The following is a 14,598-nucleotide window of genomic DNA, read 5'->3' on the forward strand; positions in this document are numbered from 1 at the left end:
TGAACCTTCGCCCAACCCGCCGCGGGAGGCCCCCGCCCCCTCGGCGTTTCGGCCAACCACCCCTCCCCCTCCTTCCTTTCTCCTCCCGTTGCGGGGACCGGGTCGATGCATCCCACACACTCCACCGCCCGCTTCAGCTCGGGATTCCCCATCCGACCGAAACACATGTGTTCGATATCGCGACCGAGTCGTTGAGCCTCGTGAATCAGCCGTGGACGATCGACGGGGGCCGATATGGGTTCGGGAAGCACATCCGCACAGCCGGACAAGGGCGCACCGGAGGCGAGTCCTCCGGACGGTGTGAGCACGGCGCAGGAGGAGGAGTTCCTCTACCGGGACGCGTCCAGGATGCAGGCCGGTGCGCAGATGACGACCGCCACCATGGCGCGGCGGCTGCCCGCGCTGGTGCTGCGGTCGCTGAGGATGGCCTGGCGGGTGGACCGGGTCGCGACGGCCGGGCTGCTCGCCTGCCAGGTCGGCACCGGGGTGCTCGCGGCCCTGGGGCTGCTGGCCGTCACCGGGACGCTGACCGCGCTGATCGCCTCCGGTGACCTCACCGACCGGTTGTGGGAGGCGGCCCCGCAGCTGGCCGTCATCGCCGCGGCGACCGGGCTGCGCGCGCTGCTGGGGATCATCGTCACCTGGCTGACCGGACGCCTGCGGCCGGTGCTGGCCCGGGCCGCGGAGCTCACGATGATCGAGGCGGCGCTCGGCGCCGAGCTGGCGGCGAACAACCAGCCCGGCTACAACGACTTCTACGACATCGCCGACCGCGGTGCCCAGGTCACCCCGGACCTGGTGGCGGAGGCCCAGGACGTGCTGGCCGCCACCGCGACCCTCGCGGCGGGCGCCACCGTCCTGGCGGTGATCCATCCGCTGCTGCTGCCCTTGCTGCTGCTGGCGTGCCTGCCGCAGGCCTCCGCGTATGTCCGGGCCGCGCGGGTGGTGTACCTGGCGGGGGTGCTGACCTCGGGGCGGCGCCGGATGCTGCACAAACTGCGGTGGCACCTGGCGTACGTGGAGTCCAGCGAGGAGATGCGGGCCTGCCTGGCCGGCCCGTTCCTGATCGCCCGCTACCGCAGGCTCGCCGCCTCGGTCAACGCCGCCGAGCGCACGGCCGCGAACACCGGGGCGTGGATGGGCCTGGCGGGCGCGGCCGCCGGCGGGGTGGCCTCGGCCGCGGTATGGGCCGCCCTGCTGTGGCTGCTGGCGTCGGGGCGGATGGACCTGGCGGCCGGCGGCGGCGCGGTCTTCGCCCTGCAGACCGCGACCGGGTCCGTGCGCGGCATCATCAACGGCGGCGCCCGGCTGGTGCGCACCGGCTGGTATGTGCAGGACTGGCAGAACTTCCTCGACAACGCCCACGGTCAGGCCATGGCCGCCTCGCGGGGCACCGAGGCGCTGTCCGCGGCGCCGGAGCGGTTCGAGGTCCGCGATGTCAGCTACCGGTACGACGGAGCCGAGCGGGACAGCCTGAGCGGGGTGTCGCTCCTGGTGCGGCGCGGGGAGATCGTGGCGCTCGTCGGGGAGAACGGCTCGGGGAAGTCCACGCTGTCCCGGCTGATCTGCGGGCTGCTGCTGCCCACGTCCGGCGAGGTGGCCTGGGATCACACGACCACGGCCCGGCTGGAGCCCTGGGAGGCGTGGCAGCACGTCGCCCTGGCCCCGCAGCGGTACACCTATCTGCCGCTGACCCTGCGGGACAACATCACCCTCGGCCAGGGGGACACCGGTGACGCCGCCGTCCTGGCGGCCTGCGCGGCGTCCGGCGCCGCGGACATGCTGCCCGGTCTGCGGTCCGGCCTGGACACCCTGCTGACGTCCGAATGGTTCGGAGGCCAGCAGCTGTCCGGTGGCCAGTGGCAGCGGACCGTGCTCACCCGGGCGTTCCACCGCCAGGCGGCCCTGCTCGTGATGGACGAGCCCACCGCCGCCCTCGACGCGCGAGCCGAGCACCATGTCTTCACGGGGCTGCGGGAACTGGCCAAGGACCGGGCGATCCTGCTGATCACCCATCGGCTCGCCAATGTCGCCGTGGCCGACCGGATCGTCGTCCTCGACCAGGGCCGGTTGGTACAGGAGGGGACGTACGCGCAACTCACCCGCGAACCGGGCCTGTTCCGCTCCCTCTGGGAACTCCAGCAGCGCACCGGCGGTGAGAGGAGCGCCCCCGCCTGACGTCCGAGGCGCCTGACGTCCGAGGGCCAGGGAGAGACTGCCGATGACGCCCTCACGCCCGAGCTGGAAGACTCACCGGTCGGCGTCCGATGTCCCGGCGCGCGCGGAGAGGCAGAAGAGGAATCACATGAGCGAGACCGAGGTCACCACCGCACCGAGCCCCCTCACGCTGCCCGACGGCCGGCCCGCGGCGGCGGCGTGGTCGCTGGACCCGGCGCTGCGGCATCTGAACCACGGCTCGTTCGGAGCGGTCCCGCTGGTGGCACAGGAGCGGGCAAACCTGCTGCGGGCGGAGATGGAGCGCGCCCCGGTGGTGTGGTTCCCGGCGCTGCCGCAGCGGCTGGCCGCCACCCGCGTCCCGCTCGCGGCATTTCTCCGTACCTCCCCCGACTCTCTCGCCCTGGTGCCGAACGCGAGCGCCGGCATCAGCGTCGTCCTGGCCGCCCTGCCGCACCGCCCCGGCGGGGAGGTCGTGGTCACCGACCACGGCTACGGGGCCGTCGCCATGGGCGCCGAACGGCTCGCGCGGCGCTGGGGCGGGCGAGTGCGCACGGCCAGGGTGCCGCTGGACGCCGACGAACGGCAGGCGTACGAGGCGGTGGTGGCCGAGTGGAGTGAGAACACCGGCCTGGTCGTGGTGGACCAGATCACCTCGCCGACGGCCCGGCGGATGCCGGTGGACCTGATCGGCGCGGAGGCGCGGAGGCGCGGCATCCCGTTCCTCGTGGACGCCGCGCACTCCCCCGGCCTGATAGCCGCCCCGCTGGCCGGTGTCCCGGCCGACTTCTGGGTCGGCAACCTCCACAAGTGGGGCTGCGCCCCTCGCGGCACCGCGGCGCTGGTGGCCCAGGGCCCCCTGAGCGAGCGCCTCCACCCGCTGATCGACTCCTGGGGCACCTCCGACCCCTACCCCGACCGCTTCGACCAGCAGGGCACGGTGGACGCCACGTCCTGTCTGGCGGCGCCCACGGCGCTGGACTTCATCGAGCGGTCCTGGGGCTGGGACACCGCCCGCCGCTATATGGACGATCTGGCCTCCTACGCCGAGCGGATCCTCACCGCCGCGTTCACCGAGGCGGCCTCGGCCGGCGGCCCCGTCGACGCCGGTACGCCCGTCCCGGGCATGCGGCTGGTCCGCCTGCCCGCCGGTCTCGGCACGACCCGCGTCGAGGCCGACGCCCTACGGGACCGGGTCGCCCGCGAACTGGGCGTGGAAGCGGCCTTCACCAGCTTCGGCGGCACCGGCTATCTGCGCCTCTCCGCCCATGTCTACAACACCCCGGACGACTACGAGCACTTCGCCGAGAAGTGCGTGCCCGTCCTCGCCGAGTGGGCCCGCACGGCCGGTAAGGCCCGGGGGTGAGTGCGGGGTCCCGCGATCCCGCCGAACCCCGTGCCCCGGTCCCGCGTCCTTGTCCGCGGAAGCCCCGGTACGCCCGGGGGGCTCGTATGCGACCGAGGAGCGGCACCATTCACGTACCGGAGAATCACGTACCCGGGACTCACGTACCGGAGACTCACACGCCGGCGTCCGAGCCACCCGGCGGAAGCACTCGGCCGCGTCGGCGCGCGGCTCTGCGCCCGGCCCTGCTGGGCGGCACCGTGGGGGTGCTGCTGACCGCCGCCGTGATGGCCGTGCTGTGGTGGCCGTGGTTCGAGGTGGCGTACCGCAGCACCGCTCCCGCGTCCGTGGCCTACGAGGACGGCTCAGCGCACCACCTGGGGCTGGTCCATGAGTGGACGCTGTCCGGGCGGCACTCGTACACCCTGGTGATCGGCCGGGACCCGGGGCTGTCGTACGGGCACCGGCTGGACGTCGACCCGGAGCTTGCCGGACAGGGGGTGGCGTCCACCGCGTGGACGGAGAAGGGGGTGCGCGTCCGCTTCCGGCTGGGGCATGAGCTCCTGGTCCCGGCGCGGTTCTTTCTGCACGGTCGGTGAGCCGGCCCACAGGCCCGTGATCCCCATGGAGGCTTAGGTTAGGCTAGCCTTCGTTGGCATGGCGAAGATCCGTCGGCTGACGCCGCAGCACCCCGGGATGTTCCGCGCACATGTCCTGCGCGGCGAGCGTGTGACCCCCTCCATGCACCGCCTGACCGTCACCGGGGAGGATCTCGCCGGGTTCCCGTGGCAGGGCTTCGACCACTGGTTCCGGCTCTTCCTCCAGCTTCCCCATCAACAGCGCCTCCGGCTGCCGGAGTTCACCGGGGACCGGTGGTGGCAGCCGTATCTGGCCATCCCCGAGGCCGAGCGGCCGCACTGCGCCAACTACTCGGTGGCGGACTTCCGGCCGGAGTCGGCCGAGCTGGACATCGACTTCGTGGTGCACCGCGACCACACCGGTGAGATCGAGGGCCGGGCGGCCGTCTGGGCCTGCCGCGCGCGCCCCGGGGACGCGCTCGCCGTCCTGGACCAGGGCATCCTGTTCGACTGTCCGTCCGACGCCTCCGAGGTCATCGTCGTGGCCGACGAGACCGGTCTGCCCGCCGCGGTCAACATCCTGCGCTCCCTGCCGCGCGGGACCGTGGGACGGCTCATCCAGGAGGTGCCCACCGCGGAGGACCGGCGCGCCCTGGACGCCCCGTCCGGGATGGCCGTCTCCTGGGTCGTCCGCGAGGACACCGGATCCGTCCCCGGCACCGCCGCGCTCCGCGAGCTCCTGCGGCTCCGCTCCGCCGACGGGGCGGGGTACGCCTTCGTCGTCGGCGAGTCGACCCTGGCCACCGAGGGCCGCAGGCATCTGCACCGGGTGGGCCTGCCCAAGGAGCGCATCACCTTCTCGGGCTTCTGGAGGCACGAGACGGCACGGGCCGCCTGATCGCTGCCTGGTGAAAAGGAGTTGATCGGCGAGCGGATGTCGGTAGGGTCTACGACGACATCGCGTGTCGGTCACCGTCTGGGTGAGGCATGGAGGTGTCAGGAGATGCCCTCGGAGGCATTCCTTGCCCGTCGAACTGAACCACACCATCGTGCACGCCCGGGACAACCGCGAATCCGCGGAGTTCTTCACCGAGCTGCTCGGCCTGGACATCACCAGCGAGTGGGGCCCCTTCATCGCCGTCGCCCTCGGCAACGGTGTGACCCTGGACTTCGCCACCATCCCCGCGGACAGGATCGCCCCGCAGCACTACGCCTTCCTCATCTCCGAGGAGGAGTTCGACGCGGCGTACGCCAAGATCGAGCAGCGCGGGATCGAGCACTGGGCCGACCCCCGGCAGACGCAGCCCGGCACCATCAACCGCAACGACGGTGGCCGCGGCGTGTACTTCATGGACCCGGCGGGTCATGCGCTGGAGCTCATCACCGTGCCGTACGGCGGCTGGGCCTCGTAGCAGCGCCACTGCCTCGGTACGGCATCCGTACGGCATCTGTACGGCATCCGTACGGCCGAGGGCCGCACCCCGTGGTGGGGTGCGGCCCTCGGCCGTTGTTCCTTGATGCTCGGACCGGCCCTGGGGGTCAGGCCTCCGGGGTGGTGCGGCGGCCGGTGGTGGAGGCGAAGCCCAGCCAGGTGTGGCGGTTGTTCCACCAGCACCAGCCGACCTTGGGAGCGTTGCGCCGTTCGCGGCCGTCCCGACCGGTGCCGTTGCTGATCCAGATCGCCGGGGTGCGGGCGTCATACGAGCCGTTCGCCTTGCGCAGCCGGGAGCCGATGGTCATGAAGCAGTGGTTGCGGACGAGGACGTCCGGTGTCTGGAGCAGCCAGTGGATGCCCTCGGTGAGCAGCAGCGGGGTGCGGCCCTCGCCGGTGAGCGCGGGAAGGGCCTCGTCGGGGCTCCAGTTGGACATGTGGTCGCCGCGGTCGACGCCGTCGACCAGGTAGAGCGGGCTGTCGGGCAGCTCGACACCGTACGGGGTGAAGAGGTCGACGTCGGGCATGTCGGCGACCACGAAGCCGGGCCGGTCGGCGTGGCGCAGCAGGGGCGCGAGCACCGAGGCGGGAGCGGCTGCCGGGTGGACGGCGAGCAGGGAGCCCTCGGCCCCGGTGCCGATGCCAGTGCCGGTGCCGATGCCGGTTGTGGTGCCGGTTGTGGTGGCTTTCGCGGCGGTGGCGGCTCTGGCGGCGAAGCCGCGTACCTCCTCGGCGGACAGCCCGGCCAGTCCGGGTACGCCGAGCCGGATCAGCTGTTCCGCTTGGTCGCTGAGGGACGGGAGGGCGGGTACGGCGGGCGCCGCGGTACCGGTGTCGGTGCCGGTGTCGGTGCCGGTGTCGGTGTCGGTGTCGGTGTCGGGCATGGTGGCCTCGTTTCGTTGCCGGGGGACGACAGGAAAGGGAGGGGCGGGTGGCCCCCGCCGTACCGTGCCGCCGACTCCGGCGCACCCCCGCTGCCCCGTCGCCGCGCGGCGCCCTCTGCCGAGGAGCAACGGCGCGGCGGCCGGAGTGGTTCCCTGGTGGGCCGGTCCGTGGGCCGGTCCGTGGGCCGGTCAGAGGCCCTGGGGGGAGGTGAAGACCCGGTTCGGGTCGTAGGTCCGCTTGATCTTCGTGAGGCGGGCGGCGTTGGCGCCGTAGTAGGCCTGGCGCCAGTCCTTGAGGGCGGGGTCGGTGTAGTTCTGGTAGGCGCCGCCGCTCGCCCAGGGCCGCATCGCGGCATGGGTGGTGTCCAGCCAGGAGCGGTGCGCGGCGACGGTGGTGGCGGAGGCGTTGTCGGGCCAGGAGACGATGTACTGGGCGAGGAAGCGGGCGTCGCGGTGGACGAAGGCGGTGCTCTGGGCGCCGATTCGGTTGACCGCCCCGCCCAGCGCGTCCAGGGCGATGCTCCCGGAGCCGCCGCCGCGGAGCTTGGCGAGGGCCTCGACCCGGGCGATCAGGGCCTGGACGCCGCGGGCCGGGATGTCGCGGGTGTAGAAGTCGGAGCGGGCGGCGTACGACTCGCGGGCGACGGTGCCCTGGCGGGTGCGGCCCGGCAGGGTGCCGCGCTGGTGGGCCTGGGCGATGGTGCGGCCGGAGACCCCGCCCATGATCTTCATGGCGTCCATGAAGGTGTGCGGCTTCACCGAGACGCCGGTGGCGGGGGCGCCCACCCGGTCGGCGAAGCGGTCGAGCTGGTTCATCAGGGTGGAGCGGGGCTCCAGGCTCAGACCGCCCACCCGTACCTTGCCGGGGCGGCCGCCGACCGGGGCGGCGAGATGCAGGTTGGCCCAGATGCCTTCGGGCGCGGAGGGCGCCCAGCGCTGCCACTCGCGGACCACGGCGGCCGCCCGGGACCAGGGCCAGGAGAGGAAGAAGGTGGTGCAGGAGGGCATGGCGTGGGTGCGCAGGTCGAGGGAGGTGACCACGCCGAAGTTGCCGTTGCCGGCGCCGCGTAGGGCCCAGAAGAGGTCCGGGTCGTGGGTGGCGTCCACCGTGCGCAGCCGGCCGTCCGGGGTGACGATCCGGGCGGCGGTGATGTGGTCGGAGGTCAGACCCCAGGCCCGGGCGACGACACCGATACCGCCGCCGAGCGCCAGCCCGGAGACCCCCACGGTGGGGCAGGACCCGGCCGGCAGCGCCCTCTTGTGGGCGGTCAACCGGTCGTAGACGTCGATGAGTTTGGCGCCCGCGCCGACGGTGGCCGTGGTCCCGGAGAGGGTCGTCTTCGCCATCCGCTGGACGTCGATGACCAGGCGGTCCTTGCCTGTGGACCAGCCGGCGTAGGAGTGGCCGCCGCTGCGTATCGCCACCGGTATGGCGTGCTTGCGGGCGAAGGCGAGCGCGGTGCGGACGTCGTCCGGCCCGGCGCAGTAGGCCACCCCGGCCGGGCGGACGGTGTCGAAGCGCGGGTTGAACAGCACCCGGGCCGCGTCGTAGTCGTGGTCGCCGGGGCGGATCAGGCTGCCGTCCAGCTCCTTGCCGAAGGCGGTCCAGGCGCTCTTGGGCGCGCTGCCGCCGGCCGCGTGCGCGGTGCAGCCGGGCAGAGCCGCACCGGTGGCACCCGCCACCGCCGCCCCGAGGCCGGCCCGCAGCACTCCGCGCCGGGCGGGGCTCCGCCGTACACCCGTCGTTTCCAGGGTCATCGCGTCTCTTCCTTCCGTCCGTCGGATGCGGATGGGGGCGGGGTCGATCCCCCGCCGCCCGGCAGAGGGGAGGATGCGGACGGGGGGTGCGGGGTTGCCCGGGGGCGGGTGGGGGAATCGGGCGGAACGGGTGGAGAAAGGGGCGGCGCTGGCTAAGCTCGCGTCAAGTACTGGCTGCGGATGGCTCGTTCGGGTCGTTGGGGCGGTGGGCATGGGGCTTGGCGTGTCGGTGGACGGGGAAGCCTCCGTGTGCTTGCGGTCTGCGGGCGGGGCAGGCCGGTGACCCCGGCCGAGGACCGTTCCCGGGCCGTGCTGTTCGGCGTCCATGACTTCCGCCGGCTGACCCCGCTCAGCGGCGTCCGGTTCAACGTCCCCGCGCTGCGGGCGCTGCTCACCAGCGAGGACGTCGGCGGGCTCGCGGAGGAGGACTGCGTCGTCGTCCCTCCGGACGGGACCCGGCAGGAGATGCTGGACGCGCTGCACGACGCCGCGGAGGAGGCCACCGATCTGCTGCTGGTGTACTACGCGGGCCATGGGCACTTCGACGGAGGCAGGCGTTCCTTCCTTCTCGCCACCCGGGACTCCGATCCGCGGCGCCCGTACCACTCGGTGAAGTACGACGAGATCCGGGAGCTGGTGCGCGGGTCGGCGGCGCGACGCAAAGTCGTCATCGTGGACTGCTGCTACAGCGGTCTGGCGCTGGCCATGTCCGACGACCAGCCTCCGACGCCGCAGGACGTGGAGATCATCGGCGCCTGTGTGCTGACCTCGGCTGCCGAGGACGAGCGCTCGCTGTGCCTGCCCGACGGCAGTGTGTTCACGCTGGAGTTGGCCCGGCTGATGGCGGAGGGGCTGAGCGGTGACCTGCCGGGTGGCCGCCGCGCCGAACTGCTGCCGGGACTGAGCATGGCCGAGGTATTCGGGGCTCTGCACAGCCGGTTGCAGGGCAGGGAGATCGACGGTTACCGGGTGCCGCAGCCCCGGATGAGCACCCGGGACCTCGGCCACCAGATCGTGCTCTGCGCCAACCGCGCGTACACCGGGGTCGCGAACGGCCCCGCAGGCCACGGACTGTTGTCACCGGTGGAGGACCACGAGTGGGTCACCGCGGTGCGCGACCACCCGCTGTGGAGCCATGTGAGCGACGAGCGGGGGCTCGCATTGCTACGCGAGACCGCCACCGCGCTGGTGGCCCGTGCCGCAGGCGAGACAGTGCTGGACGGCGTGACACTGCCAGGGGACCCCTGGCGCTCGGCGGCCTTCACCGACCGGCTCGCCGAGTGGACCGACAGCCTGGTACTTGACAGCAGTCTGCGGCCCGAGGAACTGGAGCTGTCCGCCGCGGAGGTGTTCCTCCTCGTCACCCACCCTTACCTGCAGGCCGTGTTCTGGCGGCACAGCGCCGGCCCGTACAGCACGATCGGGCCCACCGTCCTCGCCGACACGCAAAGCACCTCACGGGGACGGCAGAGTTACGAGGGCTTCCTGGCGGGCCTGCCCCGGCTGGTGCGGCGGGCGCTGCGCGCCGGTGACACGGATGCGTCCGAGGCGATCGGCTGGTGGCTGTTCCATCGCTGGCTGATCCGGCAGTCGAGGATCTACGAAGCGGACGCGGTGGAGGTGCTGCTGGACCGTCTGGCGGTGCCCCTGGGGGATCGCACCTCCAGGGAGCGGCGGCTGGTCGAGGAGGTGCTGGACCCCCGGCTGATCGCCCAGCTGCTGCGGGCGCCCCACTTCCCCTCCCGGCAGGAGGCGGGCGCCACCCGGCCCCGTACCGTCGGCGCGGCGGAGACCGCGCAGCGGGTGCGGGTCCACCAGCTCGCGGAGCTGCTGCGGATCGCCCATCTCTTCGCGATCGACCCGATCGCCCTGCCCGATGTGGTGGTGGACCACATCGGCATCGGTTACGCGGTGGATCTCGCCGAGCTGCACGGCACCCTGGCCGGACTGCGCTGGGAGCCCAACGGGCGGACCCGGGTGCTGAGCGCCACCTGCGGCCACCTCGCCGTGGATCTGGCCCTGCGCCAGCACGCCGCCGCCCTGGACACGCTGCTGGCCAGGATCGACATCGAGGGCGGCGAGGCCGGCCGACCGGCCCTGCTGCGCCATCTGCCCCTCCATGTCACCGCCGACCAGGTCACCCCGGGCGTAGACGCGGACGGCCGGGGGGCGTACGAGTCGACCGAGCTGAGGTTCCGGCTGGCCGACGACCACATCCAGGAGCTGCTGATGGGCGAGGCCCTGTACGGGGACCCGGCCCTCGCCATCCGCGAGCTGTACCAGAACGCCCTGGACGCCTGCCGCTACCGCGCGGCGCGCACGTCCTACCTGCGGGCCACCGGCTCCGAGCCGAGGCCGTACCGGGGCACCATCACCTTCACCCAGGGCGCCGACGAGAGAGGACCGTACCTGGAGTGCCGGGACAACGGGATCGGCATGGGCCGGCCGGAGCTGCGGGATGTGTTCTCGCACGCCGGAATGCGGTTCTCGGACCTTCCGGAGTACTTCGAGGAGCGGGCCCGCTGGCAGGAGCACGGCATCGAGATGCACCCCAACAGCCAGTTCGGCGTGGGGGTGCTCAGCTACTTCATGCTGGCGGACGACATCACGGTCACCACCTGCCGGCTCACTCGGGCGGGGCTGCCGGGCGAGCACCTGCGCGTCGAGATCGCCGGGCCCGGCGCGCTGTTCCGAATCCAGCGCCTGGAGCCCTGCCAGGACGCCTACACCAGTGTCCGCCTCCGCTTGCGGTCAGCGGACACCGCCTCCTGCGTCGATGTGCTGCGACGCATCCTGTGGCTGTCGGAATACGAGGTCAGGGCGAGCGACGAGTCCACCGGCCAATCGCAGGCCTGGCGGCCGGACATCCTCGGCGACCGGGCTCCCCTGGGCACGGAGGACCCCTACCTTCCGGGGAACGAGCGGACGGGGAGGACGGTCGTGGTGGCCGGCGGCGACCCCTCGGTGTGGTGGTGCAGCACCAACGGGGCCCTGCTCGCGGACGGCCTGTGGGCCGGGACGCACCGGTTCGGAGCGGTGGTGAACCTGACGGGCCGGCACCGGCCGCGGCTGACCGTGGACCGGCGGCGGATGATCGACGCCGACATCGGCGAGGCCGAGCGGTTGCTGCGCCAGGCGATTCCCGCGCTGCTCGCCACCGGGGACGCCGTGCTGACCTCCGGATGGCTCGGGACGCTGCTGCACGAGAGCCCGGCGATCGCTGACGCGATCTTCCTGGAGGCGGTGCGGGCCGGGTTCGGTCCCTGGCGGATCGGACACCGCACGGTGGACATCACCAAGTCGGGGTACTTCGCCCGCGATACCGCGCTGCTCCATGACGTGGAAGAGCAGCGTGCCCTCCCCCACTATCCGCCGTCCGTCGACGCCTTCCGACAGCAGCATCTGGCCGCGGCCGGGTTCTACCCCGGGCTGACCTCGGCGGCGCCGCTGCCACCGGCCCCCCTGCCCTCCGACACGCATCTGCTGCTGCCGGGCGCCGCGGGGAAGCACATGGACTGGTCGGTCTCGGCGCTCGCCCATGGCCGGCGCGTGGCCATCGGCGTGATCTCCGAGGCCGCCCGGCACACCGGCCGTCCCACCGAGGAGATCGCCGACCGGCTGCGGCGACTGGGCTTCTCCGTGACGAGCGTGCCCCCGTCCCCACTGGGGGAGGAGGACCGGCTCATCGTCAGCGGAGGCCATACGGTGGAGGGCCCCTGGCTCGACCCCGGGGCACCGGTCCACCCCGCCCAGGTCATCTCCGCCGCGCGAGCGACCGGGAGAACGGTCGAGCATGTCGTCCGGCGACTGACCGCACTCGGCTACCGGATCGCCTACGAGCCGCTGCCCCTGCACGAGGCCGACGACCTCACCCTCCTCAGCCGGGACCTGGACGCGCGGGTTCCCTGGCTGGCCTTGGACACACCGGTGAACCAGCCCTGGTTGGAGCGGGCCGCCCGGACCACCGCGCGGTCCGTCGAGGAGGTGTCCGACCGGCTGCGGCGGTTCGGGGTCCCGGTGTCCGCCACCCCCATGCCCTCGCTGGACAGCGGCGATCTCGCCCTTCTCCGCAGGTACACCTCGATGCCCGACCCCTGGCTGGACCCGGATGAGCCGGTCCACCCCGGCCATATCGTCAACGCCTCCGTCCGCACCGGGCGGACGGTTCAGTCCGTCACCAGGCGGCTGGTCGAGCTGGGGTACCGGCCGCGCTTCGACTCGACGCCCTCGTACGAGGACGGCGACAGCAACCTCCTCAGCCGGAAGCTCAACGGAGGCCCGCCCTGGCTCGACCCCGAGGAGGTGGTGGCCCCCGCGCTCATCCTCCGCGCGGCCGCCATCAGCAGGATGACCACGGCTCGTGTCGTCGCGCGCCTGGAGCACTACGGACTCACCACCGCGGGGGGCGCGCTGCGTGACGCGGCCCCGGCGGACCGCATGCTCATGAGCCGTGATCTCGATTCCTCGGGTCCCTGGCTCGATCTGGCCACTCCGCTCCGTGCCGCGCATGTCCTGCGCGGTGCGGCCCTGCTCGGGGTGTCGGTCCGCGCGGTTGTCGTCCGCCTGGAGGAGCTCGGCTACCGACTGCCCGACTCGCTCACCCTGAGCGCCGCGGCCGACGAGGTGCCTCCGCCCCTGCGGTGGGACGGGCAGGACGACGAGGATGAGTGAGGGTGCCGGTCCACCGGCTGACTTCGGCCGGTCCGGGGCCGGATACCGTCTTGCGCTCCCTGGGCTGAGCGGAATGATCGAATCCGCCGTACCCGGCGGCCGCCGGCCCCGCTAGGCTGCGGGATCATGCACCGGACCGCCGATGAACGAGAGATACCCGTACGGGAGTTGGCGCGTTCGCGCGCTCGGCTCGGGTGCCGGGCGCTCGGCCTGCCCGCCCGCCGGAAGGAGGCGGGGCCGGTGCGCGGCGTCGCAGGCGCCCAAGGGTGTGCCCTCCCCACGATCATCCCTGCGAGGACCCGATGACCGAGCTGATCTGGACGGTCGCCGCCCTGGTGGCGGCGGTGGCCGGCGCGGCGGCCGCGCTGTACCAGCGCCGGGCGGCGCGGCGCGAGCGGCGGCGGGCGGACCGGCTGGAGGGGCAGGCCCGGGACCTGGGCGGGCAGTTGCGCGCCGCCGAGCAGTTCATCGGCCATCTCGCGGGCACCGCCGTCCCGGCCGCCGCCAGCGCGGCCCAGCACGGCCAGGAGCACCGGGTGGAGCTTCCGGTGCCGCCGCAGCTGGTGAACACCCCGCTGGCGACCGGGCTCGGGGTGCTGGCCGAGCAGTTGGGCGGCGCGGTGGCGGCGGTGGGGCGGCACGCCCGCGCGGACACCGAGCAGCGGCTGGGTCTGGCCCGGCAGGAGGCCGAGGAACGGATCGCCGCAGCGCGGCGGGAGTCGGTGGACGTGGCGCGCGCCGCGGTGCGCAGCTTCGCCTCCAGCACCGTGCAGCGCGCGGCGAAGCTGAGCACTCGGATCAGTGCCGGGGTGCGCCGCCATGTGTCGGACGAGGCCTATGTGACGCTGGTGGAGATCGACCACCTGGCCCAGCAGATGCTGCTGACGGCCTCCGGGTACGCGGTGCTCTCCGGCGACAAGCTGTCCCGCCGCTGGCCGGCCACCACGCTGACCGATGTGGTGCGTTCGGCCATGGGACGGGTCGAGGGGTACGAGCGGGTCCAGCACCCCGACATGGACACCCTGTCGGTGGAGAGCCGGGCGGTGGAGGCGGTGGTGCACGCCCTGGCGGTGCTGCTGGACAACGCCCTGCGCTACTCGCCGCCCAACGCCCGGGTGCATGTGTCCCTGGAGCACGGGCACAACGCGGCGTTCCTGATCGTGGACGACGCCGGGCTGCGGATGGAGGACGAGCGGCTGACCTGGGCGCGGGAGGTGATGTCGGGTGTCCAGCGGGACGACATCACCCGGCTGGGCGCGTATCCGCAGACCGGTCTGCGGGTGGCGTCGGTGCTCGCGGAGGACTACGGCTTCCGGGTCGATGTCACGGCGCCGAACATCTACGGCGGTACCCGCGCGGTGGTCGTGCTGCCGCCGGCCCTGCTGACCACCCCGGCCCCGGCGCGCCCGGCCACCGCGGCGGCGGTCCGCTCGATACCGGCCGCCCGCCAGGAGGCCCCGGAGCCGGTGGCCGCGGCCTCCACCACGGCGAGCGGGCTGACCATCCGGCGGCGCACCGCGCGCCCCGCCCCGGCCCGCAGGGCGCTGCCCGCCGCGGACGCGGTGGAGCCGGGCAGCCCCGGGATGGCGGCCGCCTGGCTGGCGGGCACCCGCAGCGGCCGGGAGAACGCGGCCTGGGCCGACGGCCCGGAGGACCCTGCCGGTGGGCGTGCGGAGCACGCGGCCGGTGGGCCTCCCGAGCAGCCGAGCACCCCCCGTACGCCCCCTACGCCCCGTATGAACGAAGGACACTGAT

9 protein-coding genes are annotated in these 14,598 nt (G+C 73.3%); 7 read left to right on the forward strand and 2 right to left on the reverse strand.

What is annotated here, in order from left to right; all coding sequences use genetic code 11:
• Positions 1-348: 348 nt before the first annotated feature.
• The 5 genes from ABZ945_RS17840 (at position 349) to ABZ945_RS17860 (ending at position 5,510) form a co-directional block, all read left to right on the forward strand.
• Positions 349-2,178 (forward strand): ABC transporter ATP-binding protein, encoded by a 1,830-nt coding sequence (locus ABZ945_RS17840; RefSeq protein WP_361270155.1) that lies wholly within the window; start codon positions 349-351, stop codon positions 2,176-2,178.
• 127 nt (positions 2,179-2,305) lie between these two features.
• Complete coding sequence (locus ABZ945_RS17845) at positions 2,306-3,541, forward strand: aminotransferase class V-fold PLP-dependent enzyme (protein WP_361270029.1); 1,236 nt, start codon at positions 2,306-2,308, stop codon at positions 3,539-3,541.
• A gap of 239 nt (positions 3,542-3,780) precedes the next feature.
• On the forward strand, positions 3,781-4,119 hold the full coding sequence (locus tag ABZ945_RS17850; RefSeq protein WP_361270031.1) for a hypothetical protein: 339 nt from the start codon (positions 3,781-3,783) through the stop codon (positions 4,117-4,119).
• Positions 4,120-4,177: 58 nt separating this feature from the next.
• A complete protein-coding gene (locus tag ABZ945_RS17855; protein WP_361270034.1) occupies positions 4,178-4,996 on the forward strand; it encodes a siderophore-interacting protein in 819 nt (272 codons plus the stop codon).
• A gap of 124 nt (positions 4,997-5,120) precedes the next feature.
• Positions 5,121-5,510, forward strand: coding sequence for a VOC family protein (locus ABZ945_RS17860; protein WP_361270036.1), 390 nt, complete (start codon positions 5,121-5,123; stop codon positions 5,508-5,510).
• A gap of 127 nt (positions 5,511-5,637) precedes the next feature.
• Here the strand turns inward: ABZ945_RS17860 and ABZ945_RS17865 are convergent, their stop codons facing one another.
• Complete coding sequence (locus tag ABZ945_RS17865) at positions 5,638-6,414, reverse strand: DUF5701 family protein (protein ID WP_361270039.1); 777 nt, start codon at positions 6,412-6,414, stop codon at positions 5,638-5,640.
• 189 nt (positions 6,415-6,603) lie between these two features.
• Positions 6,604-8,172 (reverse strand): FAD-binding oxidoreductase, encoded by a 1,569-nt coding sequence (locus ABZ945_RS17870; protein ID WP_361270041.1) that lies wholly within the window; start codon positions 8,170-8,172, stop codon positions 6,604-6,606.
• 279 nt (positions 8,173-8,451) lie between these two features.
• On the opposite strand from ABZ945_RS17870, the gene ABZ945_RS17875 reads away from it, so the two are divergent.
• Together ABZ945_RS17875 and ABZ945_RS17880 are read left to right on the forward strand one after the other, a co-directional pair.
• Positions 8,452-12,843: a caspase family protein gene (locus ABZ945_RS17875; protein WP_361270044.1), complete on the forward strand. Its 4,392-nt coding sequence runs from the start codon at positions 8,452-8,454 to the stop codon at positions 12,841-12,843.
• 302 nt (positions 12,844-13,145) lie between these two features.
• The gene (locus ABZ945_RS17880; RefSeq protein WP_361270046.1) at positions 13,146-14,597 is read left to right on the forward strand and encodes an ATP-binding protein; all 1,452 of its coding nucleotides are present in this window, start codon (positions 13,146-13,148) and stop codon (positions 14,595-14,597) included.
• Position 14,598 lies beyond the last annotated feature (1 nt).

Source organism: Streptomyces sp. NPDC046887, assembly GCF_040644755.1.
Lineage (GTDB): Bacteria > Actinomycetota > Actinomycetes > Streptomycetales > Streptomycetaceae > Streptomyces > Streptomyces lichenis.

Excerpts from the sequence above, each read along its gene's own strand:
- ABZ945_RS17840 (WP_361270155.1), top strand. The coding sequence starts at position 349 with ATGCAGGCCGGTGCGCAGATGACGACCGCCACCATGGCGCGGCGGCTG.
- ABZ945_RS17845 (WP_361270029.1), top strand. The coding sequence starts at position 2,306 with ATGAGCGAGACCGAGGTCACCACCGCACCGAGCCCCCTCACGCTGCCC.
- ABZ945_RS17855 (WP_361270034.1), top strand. The coding sequence starts at position 4,178 with ATGGCGAAGATCCGTCGGCTGACGCCGCAGCACCCCGGGATGTTCCGC.
- ABZ945_RS17865 (WP_361270039.1), bottom strand. The coding sequence starts at position 6,414 with ATGCCCGACACCGACACCGACACCGACACCGGCACCGACACCGGCACC.
- ABZ945_RS17870 (WP_361270041.1), bottom strand. The coding sequence starts at position 8,172 with ATGACCCTGGAAACGACGGGTGTACGGCGGAGCCCCGCCCGGCGCGGA.
- ABZ945_RS17880 (WP_361270046.1), top strand. The coding sequence starts at position 13,146 with ATGACCGAGCTGATCTGGACGGTCGCCGCCCTGGTGGCGGCGGTGGCC.